The sequence below is a fragment of the Moritella sp. 36 genome (assembly GCF_018219415.1).
Taxonomy (GTDB): domain Bacteria; phylum Pseudomonadota; class Gammaproteobacteria; order Enterobacterales; family Moritellaceae; genus Moritella.
Genome location: NZ_CP056120.1, coordinates 2,144,559 through 2,166,338 on the forward strand (window position 1 = coordinate 2,144,559; position 21,780 = coordinate 2,166,338).

The following is a 21,780-nucleotide window of genomic DNA, read 5'->3' on the forward strand; positions in this document are numbered from 1 at the left end:
TTAACGACAGGAGCTTTTATTCTTTAAATGAAATTGAATGGAAACACTTAAAAATTATTGAGGGGAATAATATGAGAATCAATGTACAAGATACCGTATTTTGTTTAGTTGATGTTCAGGAAAGGCTTTTTCCACACATGAAAAATAAAGAAACTGTGGAAAAAAATCTAGTTACGTTAATTAAAGGGTTACAACTTAATAATGTGCCTTTGATTATTAATGAGCAGTATAAGAAAGGTCTCGGTGATACCATCCCTGCGTTACAAACATTAGTTGAATCGGCACCTCATTTCGAAAAAACATCCTTTTCGTGCTGTGGTAATGAAGATACGTTGGCAGCGATTAAAAATACGGATAAAAAAGTGGTAATCGTTGCAGGAATCGAGACGCATGTTTGTGTGCTTCAAACGTGTTTAGATTTACTTGCTGAGGGGTTACAGCCTGTTCTTGTAACAGACTGTGTGAGCTCTCGTTCTAAATTGGATTCTAAAATGGCGATTGAACGATTAATTCAGGCAGGTGTTATACCAACAACGTATGAATCAATTCTATTTGAACTGACAAAGAATGCTAAAAACCCAATCTTTAAAGAGATCAGTAAATTAGTTAAATAAACATAGCGTAATAGGGCGGTTATCGTGTTGGTTACGGGTGTTTAGTTGAGACTTGGCTGGCGGTAAATCGTGATGTTATAACTTTTCAGTATTTGTCGTTCAACAGCACTGGATAGAATGAACATCATCAAGTAGCCACAACAAAGTGCCACAATAATGGCTACTACGTTGTCAGTAAACTGATTGAATAGCTCGAACGAAACGACCAAAGTGACGATACCACTGATGCGAATACACAGACTCTGTATGAAACGGCCATGTGCTTTTATGTAACATAGTTGATAAGCATTAAGCATAAGGAAGATGAAAAACATCGAAAAATGTAATAGGACAGGGATGGCTCCGTCATATTCTGCTGGGAAAATCGTTAAAACTAACGTATTGCCAAACAGCAGCATAATCGCGAAAAAGCTGCCACTTACAAGGGCTGATATCTTAAATATCCAATTACGAATAAGCTTAATTTGTTGATGGTCACCATTGCGCACACAAACCGCTAATTCGGGTAATACAAAACGATAAATAGGAAAAACAAACAGTAATGTTAGATAGGTAAATACCGGTCGTACAACAACTTGGAAATCACCGAGTTCGTCAATACTAAAATGACGAATGGTGAGCAGTACGGTTATGTATATCATTAAAATACTTGCGCCCGCTTCTAAAGATGCGGTAAAACTCTTTTTTACAAAGCTGAGTAACTTGGGATTAAGATGTACACTCGATAATGGGCGTGTAGAAATATCCTTACGACGATGTTTAAACATATAAACAACAATCGCGAGTGATGATAAGGTTAATCCTGAAAAGAGGGAAATAAGGGCGTCTAGGCCAAGTAGATAATAACAAGTGAAGAACATGATCACATTGGTTAGGGGCTCTAGCCATACTACCTTATTGGAAATATTATATAGTCGATACATAGCAATAAGATTGGTGAAATATACTTTTAGCCCCATGCCAAATATGATACCAACTAATTGGTAATAACTTACTTCAATATGCAGTTGATGTTTAATATAAGGAATAACCAAACCCCAGGTGATCAATACCATGGTGATTAAACTATATCGGAAGATGTTAATAATATCGCGGTCATTTTGAGTTTGTGAATAAGTCACTACCATGGATGAGCGAAATCCAGTCATTAATATTAGCGATAAAGAAATGATATCAACGACACTATGAAAGAGGGCTAGGTCATCTTTTGGGATCCAGTGTGCCAGCCAAACCTTAAAGCTAAAGCCGATAGCAATGCTAATTAATGTAACCCAAATGCCTTGGGTAAAAGCATTTTTAACGCGGTTTAATGATGTATTTTCCATGGCAGCTATTCGCGAATTAATTTATGTAAGCACTCGGAAGTGACGGTAGCCAATGATTGTATCGCAATTGAAAATCATTCGCAATTGCATTTTGGTCATGCATTGACTACAGGCTAGGTTATGCTGTTAACTTTTTGAGATATGTAGTAGTTTACTTTCAATAGTTTATTTATGAATATTTTCGGAGCTAGGGTATATGGCGAGTATAATTTGTTTTGGTGATAGTATTACACGTGGCGAAAGTGATGCTGTGTATGGTGGTTGGGCAGACCGAATTAAAACGCGTTTAATTAAACAATTTATGGAAACGGGTAAAGATAAGGTAAGTGTCTTTAACATGGGCATTAGTGGTGAAACGACAAATGGTTTAATCCAACGTTTTCAACATGAGTTTTTGACCCGGCAAGCCGTAGATAAACAGGATACCGTGCTGTTTGGGTATGGCGCTAATGATCTCGCTAAGCAAGACGGTAACTACCTTGTTGATATTGAAACGTATATTGACAACTTACGCTGCTGTATTGAGTTTTCAATTGAGAAGGGAGCTAATGTTGTTCTGATTAATGTCACGCCAATTTCAGCCCTGCTTGATGGTATTCCGAATATAAATAACCGTATTCGCCATGATGAAACCATTTGTCGTTATAACCAAGCATTGTTGGTTTTGTCGGTGAAGTATAGTGTCGATTTGATTGATGTTTACACGCCATTCAATGATCGTAAAGAAACCTATTTAGCGGCCGATGGATTACACCCAAATAACGCGGGACATGAGTTGCTATATCAAGTAATAAGCTCGTCGTTGTTATCTAATCTCAATATTTAAGCATTAAATAGGCATAAAGTGTTTATGTAATACACATGGGTGCATAAATACTGACCTATTGGCCCTTGAGTGTTCGTTTTCTTAGTTTTTTTTTGATCTACCCCTATTAACTCTATTATTAATTTTGCAATATTCTTTGAAGCTCCTAAGATGAAACTTCTCCTATTTAAGAAAGCGAGCAATTATGACTAACAATTATTCTGATACACTGTTTGAAGAAATGAAATTACTGGCTAAATTCCCAACAAAATCTTATTTAGAAGGTATTAAGGTTCATAATGAAGCTGGCCCCTCTGTTATTAGTGCTGCGAAATCACTTTTTGAAAAAGGGCTTATTACACGAGACGACGGTGGGTATTTAACCGATAGCGGTATTGAAATAGCAGATCATCTACACCGAGTTTTAGCACCTTTAAGCTAAATCAATAATGCTATTATCTAAAGCAGTTAGCCGCTGTTATATAGGTTACTAACTGCAATTTTTCTATTTTCCTACTGATCTAAGCTGTTTCACATAACCGAGAGTCTTCAATATCAACGTCCGGTCGAGGGCTTAATATCGATGTGTTGTTGACCATATTACTAATAATGTCAACGCTTTCTTTTTTTATATCGTCACTATGTTGTGACGATGATAATAAATAGATATGATCTGACACCGTCTCAATGGCACTGACTAACACTTCATTTTCAAGTACTGTAAAAGCATCATCGATGTAGGTAGCGAGTTCTGTTAAGTCAGGTAACGCAGAGCGACAAGCAACAAGACCAACATGAATAGAGCCGTTGTAACTATATAGCGTAATGTTCAGAGACATGCCCGGTGGTAGTACTGAAATTGGAAAGCACTTATCCATTTTAGCACCCTTCATATATAACGGTGTGCTTGGTCCTGGCACATTAGATATGAGTACATTGCCCATTGGCGGTAATATTGTATCCAAGTGCAATAGTTCACTCGCAGCGGCTAGGCCTTGGCTTGCTAATGTGTAACTCGTTAATGCTTCTTTGGTTAATAGTCTCGTTTCATTTTTCAATCTGACGCATGACTCTTTGACTGTCATCAAACGTTCAAGTGGATACTCACCGGCATAAGCTAATTCGACTAAACTAATCGCTACTTGGTTGTTAGACACCTTGTCTGAAGCATCACGTAAACTAATTGGCATTTGCGCTACTAATGGTTTTTTAAGTACTACGTTACGTGTTTTTAGGTAGTTATGGATAGCCATATCACAAACAGTCACAACAACATCATTAATTGTGGCACCAGTTATGCGGCCAAGTGTTTTAACTCGTGAGAGTGACAGTGATGTCATTGCCGCACGACGTGCACGTTTTGGACTAACTGAAAATAGTGTTTTAGGTGCCATAAAAGGTGTCGGCATATCTGCTTTGTACATACTTGCAGCTTGAAAAAGTAGTTTTGTGGTGAGTTTAGTTAATGATGGAATTGATTTCACATGGCTGGTTACAAGTTTCGAAGTATCAGATAGCAGTGACAATGCACTTTTTTCTGTTCTTGCTTTTTGTGGGTGATCAATAGCCCAAAAGGCGGTCATTGGTGATTCTGGATTTTTGCTCAAATAAGCCATGATTAGTTGATTTGCTTTAGCACCATCAGTGAATGCATGGTGCACTTTAACGTAGATCGCAAATTTGTTATCTGTTAAGCCGTCAATTAAAATCATTTCCCATAATGGACGACTACGATCGAGTAATGTTTCATGTTGGTGCTCAACAAAACTGAGTAACTGATCTTCATTACCAGGTTGTGGCAGCATCGCGAAACGTACATGATATGACAGATCGATGTCGTTATCTTTTTGCCAGAAATATTGACCCGTGATTTGTTTTTTTAGTTTTTGGTTAAATGGTTTTTTAATCTCTTGCTGAGACATTAAGTTATCGAATAGGTCTCGACTAAAGTTGCCTGGGTAATTTTTTGGTGTTGAGAATATTTGTAATCCTGCTACGTGTTTTGGGCTAGTCACCGTTTCTGTGTATAAAAATCCCATATCAACTAACGAGAGTGCTTGCATAGTCATTTTCTAATGTTCCTAATGTAATTGATAGATTGCGCCCGATTAAGTCGTACCGCACATATCATCACATTGTGATGTTATGACTTGCTGTCACGGATGTTAAAGTTATATGTATAGTACATGAGTACTCACAAAGAGATACATCATTGTGACATAAATTTACGCAAATGAAATATTTTCACGATTTATTATAGTACTTTAATTGTTTTTAACTTTTTGATTGTTAATGTTTTAATGTGTTTTTTAGATTCATGATTGAATGTTTGTAGCAGTTTTTTTGTTATTGCTGAAGGTTGATTGGCATAATGAACTATATATATTCGTTGACGATTACATTGTTATCGGTAACTTTGTTGATAGCTAGATTTTAATGCTATTGAAGGATTTTGATAAAATGATGTAAATTCTTTGATTATTTATTAAAGAACTAAAAAATTGAAGTATTAATCAATTGTATAAATATTTATAATTTATTGAGATAGTGACGTTTTTAACCCCTTTGAGTAGTAAGCTGGGATTATTATTAAACAGATGTGGTATTGTTTATTTCATTATTTATGGATATCACTAGGGTATATGAGAGAAATATTAAGAAATAAAATAATCGCCGTTTGTGAAAATAAAATAGAAAAAAAAGGGACGAATGTTGGCCTCTCATTTTATGCGTTCTTCGCGAATAAGAATGATGAACCAGCGTTATTAATGGAAGCTGCACAATGGTGGATCATGACGCATAAATTGGATCACTTTGAGAAAGCGGTGAAAATAAAAGCGCTGGTGGAATCGGAGTATAGCATTAGCTGTAATACTTAGTTTTAACCTCTAAAGGAAGATTAATGAAAAATATAAAAGTGGCTGTTGCGCAAATCGCTTCGGTTGACGGTAATGTAGCGGAAAATATAGCTGTTCATATGAATGCTATTGAAAAAGCTGCATCTGTAGGTGTTTCATATATTGTTTTTCCTGAGTTATCACTGACAGGTTACCTGCCTGAATGTGCCTCCAATCTTGCTTTTACTGTTGACGATAAGCGCCTTCAACGACTCATTGATATTGCAAAACTAAACAAGATAACAATAGGGGTTGGTCTACCGCTGTTAACGACAGGACTGCCACATATTGGTTTAGCTATTATTTATCCAACAGGACGAGTAGAAAGCTACGCCAAAATGAATTTACACTCCGGTGAAGAGACGTATTTTTCAGTTGGCGATAAGCGACATAGCTTTCAACTGAGTAATATAATGGTCGCTAATGCTATTTGTGCTGATACTAATCATATTGAACATGCTAAAGGGTGTGCAGAACTCGGTGCTGATGTATATATGGCAAGTGTGTTAATCACGGCGGGGGGTTATGACGCCGATACTCAGTTGATGAGCAGCTATGCTCGGGAGTTCAATATGCTCGTAGCAATGGCTAATCATAATAGACCTACCGGTAATTGGGATCCAGTAGGCAAGAGTGCGATTTGGACAAAGTCAGGTCAACTCATTTGTGCTGATGAAACTCAAAATGCACTTGTCATTGCTGAACGGAAGGATAACGACTGGATAGGCCAAGTCATTAACCTTTAATCCATCATAGTGTTCACATCAGGGCTAAAGCTTGTCGTTTCAGTCGTTTTAATGAGTGGTATTGAATTAAAAAAACGCATTTTATAATCTGTATCTTGATTGTTATAAGTCGCGCGAACTGACAGTGCGACGCGGTGAATGTTGTTGGGATAAAACAACCAACTGCGCCAGGTATTCGCATCGTCAATACGGTGAGCTGCAAAGCTTAATTTAATGTTTTCAATACAGCTGATGTTTTTCTCCTGGTAGTTTTCCGGCAGGCTGAAACTAAAGTCTTTCAACGGGATCGACAAACCTAACCCCCACGCTTTGATGTAAGATTCTTTTAATGTCCAATAATCAAAAAAACGACTCGCTTGCTGCGCTATTGGTTGGGTGAGTAAATCCTCGACCTCAACTTGAGAGAATGAGTGCTTCGCAATACTTAATACATCACTTGTTCGGCTGGTATTTTCTACATCACAACCAATATCGTCATTAAGCATTACCGCGCAAATGATCATATTGTCGGTGTGGCTGATATTAAAACGTAATGGCAGGGGTGGGTTAACAATCTCGGGCTTATCTTTTTCACCTTTGACAAATTTCCAGTCTGCGGGTGGCACATCAGCATAACGTGATAACAAATCACGGACAAAAGCGCGGGTTATTAATGCACTGTGGCGATCTTTTTCAAAACGAAATCGTTGCTGTTTTGTTGTTTCTTCTGGTGCTAACAGGTGACTATAAGCACGTAATAATTCAGGTTGTTGGATTCTTTTCGGGTCTACCGACCACAGATGAATTTCATTCGTAGCTAATGTTAGTTGATCTGTTGAAAGCACTATTTATTCCATTGAGTGACGAGGTGTAAGCTAATTTAGCTATCTTATCATGATATATATAATGAACATAAATCAACCTTGATTTTGTGCTACTCCCAATGTTGGCAATATTTTTCGTATTGGTGGATGCATTAAGGCATGAGTACAGGGAAGATAGAGAGAATAGAGCTAAAAGCCATCAACAGCTTTTAGCTCGTATTCGTTTATAAAAAGTACCTAGAAAAAGTACCGTTAGAATGGATACCAGAACAATTCTGTTGCCATAACACGTTTGATAATCGCTAACGTTACTACCAAGGTAATTAACCCCATCACAATGTAATCTTGTTTAGACATTGGTTTTAAGCTGTACCACGTACGCATTTTATTATGACCAAAGCCACGTAGTGTCATTGCATTCGAAATCTCGTCTGCGCGATCTAGGCTTGAGAAAATTAATGGCCCTAAGATCTTGGCCACATTTTTAATACGCGACAGTACAGATACATTCTTTGATAAATCCACGCCACGTGCCTGCTGTGCATGCATGATGTTAACAAAATCATTCTTCACATCAGGTAAATAGCGTAATGTTAAGCTTACTGCATAGGCAATTTTATACGGTACACCAAGGCGGTTTAAACTTGCAGCAAACTCAGTCGGATGTGTAGTAAAGACAAATACCAACGCAATTGGGAACATACTGAAATACTTCAGCGTTACCGTCAGCAGGTAATACAAGGTTTCTTGTGTCAGGGAGTAATTTCCCCAGAGCGACAACAAAACGGTACTTGAACCTATATATTCAACGCCTTGCTGTGGTGCTAATAAGAACATAAACAATGCGTTCATAGTGAGCACACTTGCCGTGGCAATGAGCAAAGGTTTGTAAACCGGAAAAGGCACCTTAGTTAATTTAAGCAAGGTACAACCTGTAATGATTAGCGCGAGAATAAGGCGTAAATCAAAGGTTGTTAACACCACTGTTACCCAAGCTAAAAACAAGACGAACTTAGTGACACCATTAAGCCGATGTAGGGCTGAATTGGTATTTACATAGTTAATACCAAAATCGATTTTTTTAGTTTTATTGATGCTACTTTTGTTGTTAGGAAAAGTATTCTTAATCGTGTTTTTATTCATATTGTTTTTATTATTTGTGTTGCGCGTCATTATGAAGGCGTCACTTCAGATTTGATAAATTGCTGCATAAAACTATCTGTATTTTTGATACCAACAGCATTTGCAAGGGTATACAGGCTCGTTACTTTTAAGTTGGCACGGTCAAGTAGCGCAGGGTCGCTGAACACTTGAGAAACCGGGGCATTGGCAATTAATTTGCTTTCTGCAATAACAATCGAACGCGTGGTGTATTCTAACACTAAGTGCATATCGTGAGAGATGATAAGAACAGTAATACCCAGCGTTTTGTTTAGTGTCTTAATAAATGACAGCATCGATGTGTAGTTACGATGATCTTGTCCTGCGGTTGGTTCGTCTAAAATAAGTAATTCAGGTTCTAATGCTAAGATAGAGGCAATGGTTACGCGTTTTTTCTGACCATAGCTAAGTGCTTCAATTGGCCAGTGACGGTATTTAATTAAGCCGCATAAACCCAGTACGTATAATACTTTTTCTTCAACAAATGCTTCGTCATGGCCACGGTTACGTAGACCAAACGCCACTTCGTCAAAAATCATATGATTAGAGATCATGTGATTTGGATTTTGCATCACAACGCCAATCTTTTGAGCCCGCTCAAAGATAGATAAGTCAGCAATATTTTCACCATTAAGCTTAATACTACCGGTATCTGGTGCGATAACGCCCATAATCAGTTTGGTGATGGTTGATTTACCCGAGCCGTTCTTACCTAAAATAGAAACGAATTCACCACGATTTATGCTAAACGAAATACCTTCAAGGGCATTCTTTTCGCCAGTATAAGAATAGGTTAAATCATTGATTTCAATTAATGTATCGTTTATATGGGGGTGAACAATAGGGGCTTGCGCATGAAACCAATTGGTTAATGGCGTTTGATATTGTTTCAGATCCATCTTTTCAATATAAGCTGGATTATTAGTCGTTAGAATAGGGCAGTTTGCTGCTTTTAATGCCGAGATATAGAGAGGTTCACGAATACCATGAACCTGTAGTAACGGCGAAGCAATTATTTCGTCCGGAGACATATCGGCAATGATTTTGCCTTGTTCCATTAAGATCACGCGATCGACATGGCGGTGTAGTACATCTTCGAGACGATGCTCAATAATGATAACGGTTTTGCCAGTATCTCGATGCAGCTGATCGATAATTTCGATAGTGGCTTTACCTGTTTTTGGGTCAAGGCTAGCAAGGGGTTCGTCGAATAACAAAATGTCTGTATCATCAATTAAAATACCCGCTAATGATACACGTTGTTTTTGACCACCTGATAATGCATACGGTGAATGATCAAGTAACTCATCAAGATCAACCATCGCGGCGGTTTTCTGCACGATAGACAACATCTCCGCTTGAGAAATCATGTTGTTTTCAAGCGAAAATGCAATATCTTCACCAATGCTCAAACCGACAAACTGGCTGTCGGTATCTTGTAATACAGTGCCCACTGCCTCGCTATAATCCTGCATACGTAACCCTGATACCTGCGTACCATTGATGGTTAAGGTACCAGACAAGTCACCTTTTATCGCATGCGGAATCAGACCGTTTAAGCATTGCCCAAGGGTTGATTTACCACTACCACTTGGACCAATAATGACGATTTTCTCTCCTTTCTCTATCCTTAGATTTATGCCTTTTAGTGTCGCTTTTTCCTGCGAAGCATATTTAAAAGAGAAGTCAGAAAATTCGATAGTCATTTTTGATTAATCCTCGGTCAGATTACGGCTTTGTTTTTTACGCTTTGCAAACGCAGTCAGTAGAATGTAGCCAACAATACCAATTAATATCGTATTGCCTGCTGCAATGATCGTTAATTGCGTCATGACTTTACTGAACGGTTCTGCGTAAAGAATGCTATCGAGTAGTGCTGATACGCCATAACCGACGGTATTACCGACTAAGGCAAGTACAACAAAGAGTGCCATATCTTTCATCGAGAATTGCCCTTTTTCTAAACGACCTTTTGTCAGTTTAGGGAATAATCCGATGATAAGGCCCACAATACCCGAGCCTAATACCCACGTTAACCAAACACCCCAGCCAGAGAATAAATCAGTAACCCAATGACCTATAAATCCTACTAAGAAACCAACAAATGGACCAAATAATACCGAGAAGAGAGCAAGCACTGCCATCGCAGGTTTAAGCGTAGTGTTTGCAAACACTGGTATACCAAACATAGGTAGTCCGCCGATGCCGTATAAAGCAGCACCAATTGCAATCACAACAACCGTTTTAGCTGAAAGATTCATAATAAGCCTTGGGATAAATTAATACGAAAAATTAAAGGTGCGAATTGTACAGGAATACAGGCTATTAAGGAAATAATTGTTGTTTTTCTCAATTATTTAACATTTTAATCGTTTATTGTGTAGATATACGGCGGATGTGAAAAGTAAGCATGGGTTATAGAACTGATTTTAAAGTATATGAGGTGATGGCAATAGAGCCTATTTATGTCGTTTTACATTTTTTAAAGCCATACAATTACTGTTCCTCGACTATAATAGAAGGTAATAACGATGTATGACTCTAATTCTGAATGAATTCCGTTTATGATGAATTTGTAAGATTAGATGAGGTATATGTAGGATAGTATAATGGAAGATAAACAGTCTTTGTATACATGTTTTCAAGGTGTCGGTATTGTTTTTGCCTTTATTTTTGTCAATGATTTAGTGAATGAACGTTGGTTCGATGTTGGGCTTATGTTTGTCGTTATGGCGATTTTATTAGTCGCAGTAGCTAAGATGTCAAAGATTGAATAAGATCTATTTTCAGAGATGGCTCAGTATTTGAAACCATCCCTGACTATTTATCGACGACAAGATTCTTTAGGTGTTATCTATCAGTGTATTTAGCAAGATAGAAATCAAAATTATTATTAATGAAAGTACTATAACCAACATAAACGTCGTTACCTTTACGAACAATATTACCTGTGCGTTGCTGCACTTCGTATCCGGTATTCGCAACCGCTATTAATACTCCATCGTTAGTATATTTTTCATTATTGCCATTACCAACAACAAATATTCCCCCGTTATCGTCAAGGTTAATTGCACTAATTTCCCCTTGTTGATTGCTCACATGCCAAATAATATCGCCGTTCGCTTGCATCTTAATCAGATCTCTATTTGAGGCATCTGAAAACGCGATAAATAATTCATCTTGTGCATTCTTTTGGAGAATAACAGGGCCAGGTAGCGCATAACTGTCCTGGTTACCATATACGTTATTACGCCACAATAGTTGACCGTTAGTATCAATTGATTGAATTTGTAGATCGCGATCTTTAGTCATGATGATCGAAATAATAGAACCGTCAGCTAAAACAGTGGTTGCAGCTTCTGCAAATGTGTCTTCAGTTTGTGGTTGTGTCCATTCTAATTGGCCTAATGCATTGTACTTACTCACGCCTTTACGGCCAGAAACATACATATTATTATTTGTATCGAGTTCAATATCCCAAGCCTGTTGGTCTAGATGTTCGATGTTTAATTGTTGTTCACCGTCAGTATTAAAGATCTGAGTATTAAGCCCTGTTACATAAAGTTTGTTATTTTTAAGCTCAAGATCTCGAACGTCATATTCATTACTGATTATTTGTTCCCAAATTAATCTTCCATCGGTAGAAAACTTAGCGAGCAGTGATGCGCGAGGTCCTTGGGCATTGTTTTGTAGATAGGCTGTTGCAGTGATATAGATGTTGTCTTCATCATCGACAACCATCGCCGTTATATTTTCATCACTGCGTGATAATCCGTGAGTCACATCATGCTCAACCGTCCATAGTGTGTTACCAGATGTACCGTATTTTACTAATAGCATGTTTTGAACTCGATCACTGCCTGTTCTAATCGTCTCTCCAGCTTGGATTATATTACCGGCACTATCGATCGCTTGTGCAGACAACCATTCTACTGTTGTTTCTTCCGTTTTACTGTTGTCGTAAAATTTAACCCAATCAGGTGCAATGAAAGTGACATCGCAACCACTTAAAGATAGGGCTGCTACTAATAAACTGGTTTTAATTATCGAATTTTTCATTGAAATGTCCTTGTTGAATGAATTCATTAGTTTGACAGCAAACAGCACCAAAGAGAGTTTTTACTCTAATGCTCATATACAATAGCAATAAACAAGAGTTGTGACAATGAACTTAAATCCATTTAAATCATGTTGTTATGTCGTTTAAGATGGTTGTAGTGTATAAGATTTTGATGATGATTTTATATAGTTATTTGCGGTGTTATTTGCGTGAAAGTAACTGATTGGTGTCTTTAATAAAAAATGTTGTAAATTATGGATACTTGGTGAGAGATTTATCTCGCAGATAAATAATGCTTATACTAAAAAACCTAGTGAATTAATCATCACTAGGTTTTTATTTAAGCTGGTTTTGTAAGGTTCGCTACTTAGCTAAACAAACTTGTTGCTTCAACAGGGTTTTGCTCAACTTCGTATAAATATTTTTCTTTAGATTCGTGAGAAAAATAAGGTTCAACTAACATGATAATACGCAATACGATACGCTGTGTAATTTCTTGAAGATCGTAATCTTCTTCAGCTAACTGCGTATCTAATGAGTTCGTCGCAATTAAACAGATCGTATCAGCCATCGAACTTTGCTGTGCTTCTGTCATTTTTATTTCACTGCTCTCATTTAATGACACAAGCATTTTTAAGAAAAAGCTGTGATGGTTATGAACTAAACGCATAAATCGTCGTTTTAGCAATTTGTTTTCATCAAAAATAACTTTCATATCACGATAGAAGAAGGAGTATTGTTGAATCAAACCGACGTACACATTTAAGTATGCCCAGTAATCTTCAAATGCTTGTACATCATCTTCATAAAATGACATAAGTTTATTGATTGCTGCTTCATATTCGTAGAACAACTCGGTGAGTAATTGTTCCTTGCCATTGAAATGATAATATAAATTACCAGGGCTGATCTCTAAAGCGTTGGCAATTTCAACCGTGGACACTTTGACGTGTCCGTATTGGCTGAACATTTCTAAACTACACTGTAATATCCTATCGCGTGTTTTCATCACTTTTTCCTAAACTGATGCTAATACAGTTTTAGTCTCTGTATCAGTAGAAATAATGTCGGTTGGTGGTGTATCAACACGGCTGATTTTTGGTTGCTGTGTTACCGGCGGAGTTTCAATATCGGTAGTATTTTGTGCGTCTGCTAATATTTGTTCGATCACAGCTAAGCTTTGTTGCTTAATATCGGAGTTAGCATTCGCTATTGCTAATAGTGCAATTTGTTCTGAAACCGAGATTGATGCACTTTTTAGTACTTCGTTTTCAAGTTCAATAAATGCTTTATTGATATAATCAGCAAGATCCGCTAGATCAGGTAGCGCAGAACGGCATGATACTAAGCCGACATTGATCAATCCGTTGTAGCTATATAACGTAATGTTTAAAGACATTCCTGGTGGAAGTACCGAAATAGGGAAGCATTGATCCATTTTCGCACCCATCATATATAGGGGATGTTGTGGGCCTGGAACATTTGAAATTAGCACATTACCCATTGGCGGTAATACGGTATCCAAATTGAAAAATTCGCTAACGACAGCAAGGCCTTGGCTTGCCATTGTATAGCTTGTTAGTGCTTCTTTTGTGAGTAAACGTGTTTCATTTTTTAATTTGATACACGAATCTTTAATTGTCATTAAACGTTCAAGCGGTGATTCACCATGATAAGCTAATTCAACTAAGCTGATTGCAACTTGATTGTTGGTTACGGTATCGCTAGCGTCACGTAAGCTCATTGGCATTTGTGCAACAAGCGGTTTTTTAAGTTTAAAACTCTTGCTTTCAAGATAGTTATGAATAGCCATATCACAGATGGTTACAACTACATCATTGATTGTTGCGCCTGTCATTTTACCTATGCGTTTAACACGTGTTAACGACAGAGCTGAAACAGCTGCACGGCGCGCACGTTTGGGACTCACAGAGAAAGGTGTTTTAGGCGCCATAAACGGTGTTGGCATATCCGCTTTATACACATTTGCGGCTTGGAAAAGCAATTTTGTTGTTAGTTTAGTCAGTGATGGGATTGACTTAACTTGGCCTGCCAGTTTCTTGGACGTTTTTGTGAGTGACGAAAGCATACTATCAAGCTGTTTTTCTTTCTGCTCAAGTTCAATATTCCAAAATGCTGTCATTTGCGCATCAGTATCTTGGCTTAAATACGACATTAATAGTTGATTGGCTTTTGCGCCGTCAGTGAACGCGTGGTGTGCTTTTAAATAGATAGCGAATTTGTTATCTTCTAAGCCATCAATCAGAATCATTTCCCATAAAGGTCTATTTCTATCTAATAGTGTTTCATGCTGATGTTCAACAAAGTGAAGCAGCTGACTTTCATTGCCTGGTTGCGGTAGCATTGCAAATCGTACATGGTAAGAGAGATCAATATTGTCATCTTCTTTCCAGTAATATTGTCCAGTGAGCTGTTTTTTCAGTTTTAAATTAAACGGTTTCTTAATTTCGTCCTGCGACATTAAGGTGTCGAACAGATCTCGAGTAAAGTTGCCTTCGTAATTTTTAGGCGCGGTAAAAATTTGTAATCCGGCTACATGTTTAGGACTGGCAACTGTTTCTGTGTACAAGAAACCCATATCAACTAGCGTTAGTGCTTGCATGTTATCTAATCCCTATGCAGTAAATCCATAAAATAGAGTGTTTAGATATTTAGCTCTACTTTTTCATTTGTCTATAACTATATGGGTATATGTTAGTCCCTTGTCTTACATTTGTAAATAGTGACAAAGTGTTAACTTAAATCTTAAGCATATGAAAATAGTATTAAATGTACTATTTTTTGTGTTACACCTACTTTTTAATTGGCGATTTGTTAAATCTTAATTCGCTGGAGATATACCACGAAGGCAGTATATAAAAAGGGTTAGCTTGATAGTGTTAATAACACTTCCATATGTTACCGGTAACATAGCTGGCTTTGTAACATAGTGAGGTGTCTGGTAAATATTAATAATTATTTTATTGAATCCTATTGACGAGCTGTTTAAGTTGGGAAACCGACTCGATCTATAAATTGCGTTATAAGTTGGTTGTTTTGAAACAATGAGTAAAGGTAGAATGCGAGGGGAAATGGCTCGTAATGGATGATGTTTTAGTGTTTAAGTCTTTATTGTGTTTTATGTTGTTGGTATTAATTTCAGGTTGTAGTCAGCAGGTAGCAATAAAACCTTCAGATCCTACAATAGCAGTTAATCGACCAACACCAGAACTCGACTATGTTCAACGTCAGTTACTCGCACAATATAAAGATTGGTATGGGACGCCTCATCAATGGGGTGGGATAAGTAAGAGTGGGGTAGATTGCTCTGGCTTAGTTAAGCTGATCTTTAAACAGCAGTTTTCTATTCATCTTCCTCGTACGACTGCCGAACAAGTAAAAGTCGGGTATTCAATTAAACGCCAGCAATTAAATACTGGTGATCTCGTGTTTTTTAAAACAGGGGTTAATGTACGTCACGTCGGTATTATGGTTGATGACTTGCAATTTTTTCATGCATCCAGTAGCCGTGGGGTAATCTTATCTCGTTTGGATAATCCATATTGGAACCGCCACTATTGGCAATCAAGAAGAGTTGATTTATAAATGATGGAACAGAAATTAATTAAAGTTATTGTTGGGTCTAAAAATCCAGTGAAGGTAAATGCTTCACGTACTGTTATTGCTCAACTGTATCCCGAGCATATTGTGGAATGTGATGGTATCGATGCACCTTCGAATGTCCCAGACCAGCCCATGGATGCCTCTGAGACACGTGAAGGGGCTATTAACCGCGTTAAATATTGTAAACAGAATGCAGATGCCGATTTTTATATTGCAATCGAAGGTGGCGTTGATTTACTCGACGATGGGCCTGCAACATTCGCATATGTTGTTATTGCTAATAAAGAACAACAGTCGGTAGGACGTAGCGCTGCGTTACCATTACCTGCACCCATTTATCAATCATTATTAAACGGAGAAGAATTGGGACCAGTGATGGATAAATTGTTTAAGACAGTCAACATTAAACACAAAGGAGGGGCGATTGGTTTGTTAACGAATGGGCATGCAACCCGCGAAAGCAATTATACCCAAGGACTGACATTAGCAATGGCCCCCTTTTTATACCCTGATCTTTATAACCAATGATCTTTAATCGTTCATGATTTGTGTCGCTAATATTCTTATGTAAATAGTCACTTATATACGTACTTACTTTGATCTAGCTATCATTTTAGATTGTTATTTAAACGCTTTGTAATTTAGTGTAAGTAAACATAATAATCGCTATTGATAATCATTCTCAATTGGGGTTATTATGAATATATGGAGCTATAGCGCGTTTATAAGGGATTAAATCATGTCTTCTAAGGTTAATTTAAGTATATCGAGTTCGAAACTTGCAGAGCTGATTCAGGCGGGTCATCTTTGTGCGGCTGATCTCAACTGTTTAGACCCAGAGTCTAAGCGGCAAGTTTGGCAGCTTTGTTTATGGAGCTGTAATAAACGAGTGCATTGTACTAAATCATGTACACGGCAGTGTAATAGTGATGATTGCGAAGGAACTAAAACGCGTACCGCTAAGATAGAAAAATCAGCATTAATCACAGTTAATGCTGATTAACCGTTAGATTATAACTGTAATTTTTTAAACCGTAGTTGTTTTATGAATGGCATTAATAACGGTGTTATTAATGGTAATAATATCCCGACGATAATGAGCGAAAAGGCAATCATCTTGTTTATTCCTAATTGTTCGTTATAAAAGATGACCGATCCTAATAGAGCAAAAATAGGCACTAATAGTTTAAATGGACTCATCATACTGAGCGGGTATTTAATTAGCATTTTGTTCCATACCCAATAGCCTAATAAGGTTGTTGGATAAGCCTGAAACAAGACAGAGCCAAAAGCTGTTGGATTGAATTTCGTGCTTAACTCGCTATAAAGATTAACGCCATTGACGATATATGCCATAGTAAATAACGGCAGCGGTGCAAAAAGGCAAGACCAAGCGACAAAAGCAAACATATCTTTAATATTCAATTTTTTAACCATTAAGCTAATGATGCTCATGCTTAGGGCGCCAGTGAGTGCAAATACAAAACCGATTAAGGTAACCGAACCATCAGTAATATTGGCAATAAAGATAAGCCCCACTAAGGTCAATGCGAGTCCTATTTTTAAACTCGTATTAATGCGCTCTTTTAGAAAGACGATACCCATCAGTACGCTAATAAATACGCTGAACTCGAGTATCAAACTCGCTGTTCCAGCCGATAAACCTGAATAAATAGCCATAGACATCATACCCCACAGGCCAACTCCAAATGTAATGCCATAGAGTGCGAGATAACGCCACTTGACATCCGGCTTATGAACAAACAAGACCGCTGGAAATGCTGCAAAGGTGAAACGTAGCCCTGTTAAAATAAAGGGGTCTATGTTGTCCACACCCGCTTTAATCACGGAGAAATTGAACCCCCATAGACAAGTTACCGCGATAATGATGAATAAGTGAATAGGTGCTATTGATCTTCCGTGCATATGAATACTCCGTTGTTTTATTGTTTGACTAGTATGTTGCTTTCACAAATAATAAACAGATGCAGTTTTTGTTATTTTTTAGAGTACAGTTTTAATTTTGATGGGGAGGGAAGGATGACCGCACGTTATATTACAATTTCAGATAATATTATTAACGACATTGATAAAGGTATATTACTTGTCGATAAACGAATGCCGTCGTTACGGCAGTTTACCCAGTTGCATAATGTGAGTATGACAACAGCGAATAATTGCTATCAGCGTTTACTCGATTTAGGTTGGTTGCATGCAAAGCCGCAAATTGGCTATTTTATTACTCAGCCTTTGAATAAACAAAATACCCCAATATATCCTCAATTCAACGCTCAAGTTGCAAAGCCTAAAGTTGGTCAATTCATTGATCAAGGATTACGTGGTCCATTTTATACCGCGCAACTGCCTGCTGAGTTGTTACCTCAAGACATTTTGAATCGCTGTTTGCGACGTGCCAACCAAAAAGTTGGTTCAGATCTATTTGCATACCCTGATTATCAAGGTGACATGAGCTTACGTACCGCATTAGCCGATCATTTTACGCAACAGCACTTTCCTTTAACGGCGGATCATTTGGTTGTTACCAATGGTTGTATCGATGCTGTGCGTAGTGCCATTGAAGTCACGACTAATCCAGGGGACACGGTCGCGATTTCATCACCTTGTTTTAATGGTTTATTGAACTTACTTGAAAATATGGGGCGATTAGTGCTTGAGATACCTTGTTATCAATCACAGCTAGATTTAGAACAACTTGAATCTATACTCAAAGCTAAGCGTATTTCTGCGTGTTTATTTAGCGCTAACCATATAAATCCACAAGGGTTTTGTTTAAGTAATCAACAAAAACAACGTATTGCTGAGCTTGCTGCTGATTACCGAGTGCCTGTTATCGAAGATGACATTTATCTGGAGTTAAGCTATTCCAATACTACGCCTTTGCCAATTAAGTATTGGGATAAATCTGGCTGGGTATTGTGGTGTAGTTCGGTATCTAAGACGATTGCTGCAGGGTATCGTTTGGGATGGTGTGAGCCCGGGCGTTTTTTTAATGCGTATTTACACTTGCGGAGTGTGCAGTTTTTCGGTGTTAATAATATCGTTCAACATACGGTATGCGAGTTTATTAATACAGGGAATTATGCAAAACACCTTAAAAAATTAACGCTAACCCTAGCGGCACATGCACGGCAGTACCATAGTTTACTACGGGAATTACTCCCCAAAAATACTAAAATCAGTGTTGCCGAAGGTGGTATGGTTATTTGGTTACAACTCGATAATATGGATAGTCAAAGCGTATTAAATGAAGCGTTGAAAAAAGGGATTTCTTTTCGTGCTGGGAGTGAATTTACCACGCTTGATTATTATCAAAACTGCTTAAGATTAAACATAGGCTGGCCGATTGTTAAAAATGAGAAAGACAGTGCTGAAAAACAAGCACAATCGTTAGCCTTGAGAGAGCAACTGGTGCTCTTGTGCGGGCTTATCAGGGCTAATGTAGCCTAATAATAGGTGTCGCTGTTAAACTGAGCGTAATTTGATGCTTAAGTAAGGGGGGATTTATTCATAAGTAATAAATTTTAACTCACTTATTATATTTATTCTAAGCTTTGAATTGTACCATATTTAACTACCCGCAAAGTGGTATTGTGGTTGGTTGTATTGTTTTTTTTTAAATCTAATCTGTAATTAGATTTAAATTCCACATTTAAAATCAAACGCTAAAAATTAAAATTTATATAGAAACGCCTCATCTTAAATAATTGATCTTAATCACATTTATCCTACGTGACTACCTGTATCGTTTATTTGTATTTATTCACTAAAGCTCAGTTCTGGCTCTCTGAACTGATTTGTTAACTTAAATTTAATTTAATAATAAGGATAGATAAATGAGACGGATTCTTACATTTTTTACTCTATGTTTAATTGTATTTAGTAGTCAGGCTAAAGGCTTCATGAATAGTTCGAGCTATAAGGGCTACACAGAAACGAAATATCCCATTGTTTTAGTCCATGGGCTGTTTGGTTTTGATTCCATTTTGGGTATTGATTATTTTTATGGTGTTACCCGTGCTCTAAGTAAAAGTGGTGCAGAGGTGTATGTGGCTCAAGTATCTGCGGCGAATACTACCGAAGTTCGTGGCGAGCAGTTATTAGCACAGGTTGAAGAAATTTTAGCGGCTACTGGTGCTGATAAAGTTAACTTAATTGGTCACAGCCATGGCGGTCCAACATCGCGTTATGTGGCATCTGTAGCGCCACAATACGTGGCGTCAGTAACGAGCATTGGTGGTGTGAATAAAGGTTCACGTGTTGCAGATATTTTACGTGGAGAGGTGCCAGAGGGTTCGGTATCTGAGAAATTAATATCTTCTATGGCTAATGGCTTAAGTAAGTTAATTACTTTTCTTTCTCGTGGAGGGAAGCTACCACAAGATACAGTTGCTGCATTAGAAGCGTTAACAACTAAAAATTCATTAAAATTTAATGAATCGTATCCAGAAGGTGTGCCTACAACCGCATGTGGTGAAGGTGATTATGTTGCTGGGAATGGGGTTTACTATTACTCATGGAGCGGTAGTTCTAACTTTACTAATGTGTTAGACCCAATGGATTTAGCGCTTACTCTGACTGGTAAGGCTTTTAATGTTCCAAATGATGGTCTTGTTTCTTCGTGCAGTTCACGCTTAGGTAAAGTAATTCGCGATAATTATAGAATGAATCATATGGATGAAGTTAATCAAACTTTGGGTCTTCATCATTTATTTGAAACTGATCCAAAAACTTTATATCGTCAACATGCTAACCGTTTAAAACTACAAGGTTTATAGAAATGAAAAAGATCGTATTAACGCTGGTAGTTTTAATCGTAGTCGTTACTGCGATCTTTATCTATAAAAACAACACTAATAAGCACATACAAGCGAAATCGTTCCAGTCAAAATCGCAGCAGGATACTGCTATTGATTCAAAATTTGATCGCGATACATTTGAATATTTTTTATCGGGATTAGGTGAGGTTGAGTTGGATGATTTACAAGCGAAATTTATACAGTTTAATTCGCAGCGTCCTGCTGACTCACAAATAGATAAGGTATTATTTCAGCAATATATTAACTATAAAACCTATTTACAGACGCTAGAATCTAATGCTAGCTCTGATGAATTTGGTTTAGAGGATCTGATGGCATTAAATGATCTATTACTTGCTGCTCAGCTTAAGTTTTTTACACATGAACAACAAAAAGATCTGTTCGCAGAAGAAAACCAGCTTAGAACGATGACATTGAAAAAGCTAGAACTTCAGCAAGTTGCAGCGTCAGAAGAGGAGTTTAATGTACTATGGCAACAAGAATTACAGTTGCTTCCTGTAGAAGAACAGGTAGTGTATAAAAATGCGGCCTTAATGGGGTCGTTAGCAGATACGAAAGGGTTGGATACGCAAGAAAAGTATTTAATACGTCAAGAGTTAGTCGGAGCTGAAGGGGCACAACGTTTAGCTCGATTAGATGAAAAAAATAATGCGTTTAGTACCCAGCTTGATGATTATTTTGTTGAGCGCCAAGTGCTAATGGCGGATGACAACTTAACGGATGAAGAGCTTGAATTCGCGATAACAGACTTACGTGAGGCTAACTTTTCTTCTCAACAACAACGCCGTATTAAAGCGTTGGAGCGTATTCATGATGTTAATACAGAATCATAGTCATTAATAAATGCGAAAGGTCTTTTGTAAGCAATTGTTTTATTTGTAGATTTACTCGTCGAGTATCATATACC

Annotated in this window: 22 protein-coding genes; 12 read left to right on the plus strand and 10 right to left on the minus strand. The window is 37.5% G+C overall.

Translation table 11 applies throughout. The features are described 5' to 3' along the window. The first annotated feature begins 71 nt into the window (after nucleotides 1-71). Nucleotides 72-614: a hydrolase gene (locus HWV03_RS09680; protein WP_211675180.1), complete on the plus strand. Its 543-nt coding sequence runs from the start codon at nucleotides 72-74 to the stop codon at nucleotides 612-614. A 41-nt stretch (nucleotides 615-655) separates the two neighbouring features. On the opposite strand, the gene HWV03_RS09685 is transcribed toward HWV03_RS09680, so the two are convergent. Next, complete coding sequence (locus tag HWV03_RS09685) at nucleotides 656-1,939, minus strand: lipopolysaccharide biosynthesis protein (protein ID WP_211679508.1); 1,284 nt, start codon at nucleotides 1,937-1,939, stop codon at nucleotides 656-658. 196 nt (nucleotides 1,940-2,135) lie between these two features. Between HWV03_RS09685 and HWV03_RS09690 the strand changes: the two genes are divergently transcribed. Both HWV03_RS09690 and HWV03_RS09695 read left to right on the plus strand, forming a co-directional pair. Further along, nucleotides 2,136-2,765 (plus strand): SGNH/GDSL hydrolase family protein, encoded by a 630-nt coding sequence (locus tag HWV03_RS09690; RefSeq protein ID WP_211679509.1) that lies wholly within the window; start codon nucleotides 2,136-2,138, stop codon nucleotides 2,763-2,765. A gap of 184 nt (nucleotides 2,766-2,949) precedes the next feature. Continuing rightward, nucleotides 2,950-3,186: a TIGR02647 family protein gene (locus HWV03_RS09695; RefSeq protein ID WP_211679510.1), complete on the plus strand. Its 237-nt coding sequence runs from the start codon at nucleotides 2,950-2,952 to the stop codon at nucleotides 3,184-3,186. 79 nt (nucleotides 3,187-3,265) lie between these two features. Here HWV03_RS09695 and HWV03_RS09700 read toward each other — a convergent pair whose 3' ends face one another. Continuing rightward, a complete protein-coding gene (locus HWV03_RS09700) occupies nucleotides 3,266-4,807 on the minus strand; it encodes a wax ester/triacylglycerol synthase family O-acyltransferase (RefSeq protein WP_211680141.1) in 1,542 nt (513 codons plus the stop codon). Between the two features lie 579 nt (nucleotides 4,808-5,386). On the opposite strand from HWV03_RS09700, the gene HWV03_RS09705 reads away from it, so the two are divergent. Next, nucleotides 5,387-5,623, plus strand: coding sequence for a DUF6500 family protein (locus tag HWV03_RS09705; protein WP_211679511.1), 237 nt, complete (start codon nucleotides 5,387-5,389; stop codon nucleotides 5,621-5,623). Nucleotides 5,624-5,646: 23 nt separating this feature from the next. After that, complete coding sequence (locus tag HWV03_RS09710; RefSeq protein WP_211679512.1) at nucleotides 5,647-6,387, plus strand: carbon-nitrogen hydrolase family protein; 741 nt, start codon at nucleotides 5,647-5,649, stop codon at nucleotides 6,385-6,387. On the opposite strand, the gene HWV03_RS09715 is transcribed toward HWV03_RS09710, so the two are convergent. From HWV03_RS09715 to HWV03_RS09730, 4 genes are all read right to left on the minus strand, one after another. Beyond that, nucleotides 6,384-7,211, minus strand: coding sequence for a 4'-phosphopantetheinyl transferase family protein (locus HWV03_RS09715; RefSeq protein ID WP_255547145.1), 828 nt, complete (start codon nucleotides 7,209-7,211; stop codon nucleotides 6,384-6,386). The genes HWV03_RS09710 and HWV03_RS09715 overlap by 4 nt on opposite strands. Nucleotides 7,212-7,442: 231 nt before the next feature. Continuing rightward, nucleotides 7,443-8,333 (minus strand): energy-coupling factor transporter transmembrane component T family protein, encoded by an 891-nt coding sequence (locus HWV03_RS09720; RefSeq protein ID WP_255547146.1) that lies wholly within the window; start codon nucleotides 8,331-8,333, stop codon nucleotides 7,443-7,445. A gap of 29 nt (nucleotides 8,334-8,362) precedes the next feature. Continuing rightward, nucleotides 8,363-10,057, minus strand: a complete 1,695-nt coding sequence (locus HWV03_RS09725; RefSeq protein ID WP_211679514.1) for an ABC transporter ATP-binding protein — start codon at nucleotides 10,055-10,057, stop codon at nucleotides 8,363-8,365. 6 nt (nucleotides 10,058-10,063) lie between these two features. Further along, nucleotides 10,064-10,612 carry an ECF-type riboflavin transporter substrate-binding protein gene (locus tag HWV03_RS09730; RefSeq protein WP_211679515.1) on the minus strand — a complete coding sequence of 183 codons (549 nt, stop codon included), beginning with the start codon at nucleotides 10,610-10,612 and terminating at the stop codon, nucleotides 10,064-10,066. Between the two features lie 348 nt (nucleotides 10,613-10,960). Here HWV03_RS09730 and HWV03_RS09735 point away from each other — a divergent pair, with 348 nt between their 5' ends. Then, complete coding sequence (locus HWV03_RS09735) at nucleotides 10,961-11,128, plus strand: hypothetical protein (protein ID WP_211679516.1); 168 nt, start codon at nucleotides 10,961-10,963, stop codon at nucleotides 11,126-11,128. 73 nt (nucleotides 11,129-11,201) lie between these two features. Here HWV03_RS09735 and HWV03_RS09740 read toward each other — a convergent pair whose 3' ends face one another. The 3 genes from HWV03_RS09740 to HWV03_RS09750 all read right to left on the minus strand — a co-directional run bounded on the left by HWV03_RS09740 (nucleotide 11,202) and on the right by HWV03_RS09750 (nucleotide 15,034). Beyond that, nucleotides 11,202-12,410 carry a hypothetical protein gene (locus tag HWV03_RS09740; protein ID WP_211679517.1) on the minus strand — a complete coding sequence of 403 codons (1,209 nt, stop codon included), beginning with the start codon at nucleotides 12,408-12,410 and terminating at the stop codon, nucleotides 11,202-11,204. Nucleotides 12,411-12,778: 368 nt separating this feature from the next. Next, on the minus strand, nucleotides 12,779-13,420 hold the full coding sequence (locus HWV03_RS09745) for a TetR/AcrR family transcriptional regulator (RefSeq protein WP_211679518.1): 642 nt from the start codon (nucleotides 13,418-13,420) through the stop codon (nucleotides 12,779-12,781). Between the two features lie 9 nt (nucleotides 13,421-13,429). Then, a complete protein-coding gene (locus HWV03_RS09750) occupies nucleotides 13,430-15,034 on the minus strand; it encodes a wax ester/triacylglycerol synthase family O-acyltransferase (protein WP_211679519.1) in 1,605 nt (534 codons plus the stop codon). Nucleotides 15,035-15,513: 479 nt separating this feature from the next. On the opposite strand from HWV03_RS09750, the gene HWV03_RS09755 reads away from it, so the two are divergent. The 3 genes from HWV03_RS09755 to HWV03_RS09765 all read left to right on the plus strand — a co-directional run bounded on the left by HWV03_RS09755 (nucleotide 15,514) and on the right by HWV03_RS09765 (nucleotide 17,038). Beyond that, nucleotides 15,514-16,017, plus strand: coding sequence for a C40 family peptidase (locus HWV03_RS09755; protein ID WP_211679520.1), 504 nt, complete (start codon nucleotides 15,514-15,516; stop codon nucleotides 16,015-16,017). A gap of 3 nt (nucleotides 16,018-16,020) precedes the next feature. Next, on the plus strand, nucleotides 16,021-16,563 hold the full coding sequence (gene yjjX / locus HWV03_RS09760; RefSeq protein WP_211680146.1) for an inosine/xanthosine triphosphatase: 543 nt from the start codon (nucleotides 16,021-16,023) through the stop codon (nucleotides 16,561-16,563). A gap of 211 nt (nucleotides 16,564-16,774) precedes the next feature. Then, a complete protein-coding gene (locus HWV03_RS09765; RefSeq protein ID WP_211675196.1) occupies nucleotides 16,775-17,038 on the plus strand; it encodes a hypothetical protein in 264 nt (87 codons plus the stop codon). An 8-nt stretch (nucleotides 17,039-17,046) separates the two neighbouring features. On the opposite strand, the gene HWV03_RS09770 is transcribed toward HWV03_RS09765, so the two are convergent. After that, complete coding sequence (locus HWV03_RS09770; RefSeq protein ID WP_211679521.1) at nucleotides 17,047-17,961, minus strand: EamA family transporter; 915 nt, start codon at nucleotides 17,959-17,961, stop codon at nucleotides 17,047-17,049. A gap of 114 nt (nucleotides 17,962-18,075) precedes the next feature. Here HWV03_RS09770 and HWV03_RS09775 point away from each other — a divergent pair, with 114 nt between their 5' ends. From HWV03_RS09775 to HWV03_RS09785, 3 genes are all read left to right on the plus strand, one after another. Continuing rightward, complete coding sequence (locus HWV03_RS09775; protein WP_211679522.1) at nucleotides 18,076-19,503, plus strand: aminotransferase-like domain-containing protein; 1,428 nt, start codon at nucleotides 18,076-18,078, stop codon at nucleotides 19,501-19,503. A gap of 386 nt (nucleotides 19,504-19,889) precedes the next feature. Further along, nucleotides 19,890-20,831, plus strand: coding sequence for a lipase family alpha/beta hydrolase (locus tag HWV03_RS09780; RefSeq protein WP_211679523.1), 942 nt, complete (start codon nucleotides 19,890-19,892; stop codon nucleotides 20,829-20,831). A 2-nt stretch (nucleotides 20,832-20,833) separates the two neighbouring features. Continuing rightward, nucleotides 20,834-21,706 (plus strand): lipase secretion chaperone, encoded by an 873-nt coding sequence (locus tag HWV03_RS09785; protein WP_211679524.1) that lies wholly within the window; start codon nucleotides 20,834-20,836, stop codon nucleotides 21,704-21,706. The last annotated feature ends 74 nt before the right edge of the window (nucleotides 21,707-21,780 follow it).

What these genes read in the sequence shown, in the direction of transcription:
- HWV03_RS09680 (WP_211675180.1), top strand. Translation starts at nt 72, where the DNA reads ATGAGAATCAATGTACAAGATACCGTATTTTGTTTAGTTGATGTTCAG.
- HWV03_RS09685 (WP_211679508.1), bottom strand. Translation starts at nt 1,939, where the DNA reads ATGGAAAATACATCATTAAACCGCGTTAAAAATGCTTTTACCCAAGGC.
- HWV03_RS09690 (WP_211679509.1), top strand. Translation starts at nt 2,136, where the DNA reads ATGGCGAGTATAATTTGTTTTGGTGATAGTATTACACGTGGCGAAAGT.
- HWV03_RS09695 (WP_211679510.1), top strand. Translation starts at nt 2,950, where the DNA reads ATGACTAACAATTATTCTGATACACTGTTTGAAGAAATGAAATTACTG.
- HWV03_RS09700 (WP_211680141.1), bottom strand. Translation starts at nt 4,807, where the DNA reads ATGCAAGCACTCTCGTTAGTTGATATGGGATTTTTATACACAGAAACG.
- HWV03_RS09705 (WP_211679511.1), top strand. Translation starts at nt 5,387, where the DNA reads ATGAGAGAAATATTAAGAAATAAAATAATCGCCGTTTGTGAAAATAAA.
- HWV03_RS09710 (WP_211679512.1), top strand. Translation starts at nt 5,647, where the DNA reads ATGAAAAATATAAAAGTGGCTGTTGCGCAAATCGCTTCGGTTGACGGT.
- HWV03_RS09720 (WP_255547146.1), bottom strand. Translation starts at nt 8,333, where the DNA reads ATGAATAAAAACACGATTAAGAATACTTTTCCTAACAACAAAAGTAGC.
- HWV03_RS09725 (WP_211679514.1), bottom strand. Translation starts at nt 10,057, where the DNA reads ATGACTATCGAATTTTCTGACTTCTCTTTTAAATATGCTTCGCAGGAA.
- HWV03_RS09730 (WP_211679515.1), bottom strand. Translation starts at nt 10,612, where the DNA reads ATGAATCTTTCAGCTAAAACGGTTGTTGTGATTGCAATTGGTGCTGCT.
- HWV03_RS09735 (WP_211679516.1), top strand. Translation starts at nt 10,961, where the DNA reads ATGGAAGATAAACAGTCTTTGTATACATGTTTTCAAGGTGTCGGTATT.
- HWV03_RS09740 (WP_211679517.1), bottom strand. Translation starts at nt 12,410, where the DNA reads ATGAAAAATTCGATAATTAAAACCAGTTTATTAGTAGCAGCCCTATCT.
- HWV03_RS09745 (WP_211679518.1), bottom strand. Translation starts at nt 13,420, where the DNA reads ATGAAAACACGCGATAGGATATTACAGTGTAGTTTAGAAATGTTCAGC.
- HWV03_RS09750 (WP_211679519.1), bottom strand. Translation starts at nt 15,034, where the DNA reads ATGCAAGCACTAACGCTAGTTGATATGGGTTTCTTGTACACAGAAACA.
- HWV03_RS09755 (WP_211679520.1), top strand. Translation starts at nt 15,514, where the DNA reads ATGGATGATGTTTTAGTGTTTAAGTCTTTATTGTGTTTTATGTTGTTG.
- yjjX (WP_211680146.1), top strand. Translation starts at nt 16,021, where the DNA reads ATGGAACAGAAATTAATTAAAGTTATTGTTGGGTCTAAAAATCCAGTG.
- HWV03_RS09765 (WP_211675196.1), top strand. Translation starts at nt 16,775, where the DNA reads ATGTCTTCTAAGGTTAATTTAAGTATATCGAGTTCGAAACTTGCAGAG.
- HWV03_RS09770 (WP_211679521.1), bottom strand. Translation starts at nt 17,961, where the DNA reads ATGCACGGAAGATCAATAGCACCTATTCACTTATTCATCATTATCGCG.
- HWV03_RS09775 (WP_211679522.1), top strand. Translation starts at nt 18,076, where the DNA reads ATGACCGCACGTTATATTACAATTTCAGATAATATTATTAACGACATT.
- HWV03_RS09780 (WP_211679523.1), top strand. Translation starts at nt 19,890, where the DNA reads ATGAGACGGATTCTTACATTTTTTACTCTATGTTTAATTGTATTTAGT.
- HWV03_RS09785 (WP_211679524.1), top strand. Translation starts at nt 20,834, where the DNA reads ATGAAAAAGATCGTATTAACGCTGGTAGTTTTAATCGTAGTCGTTACT.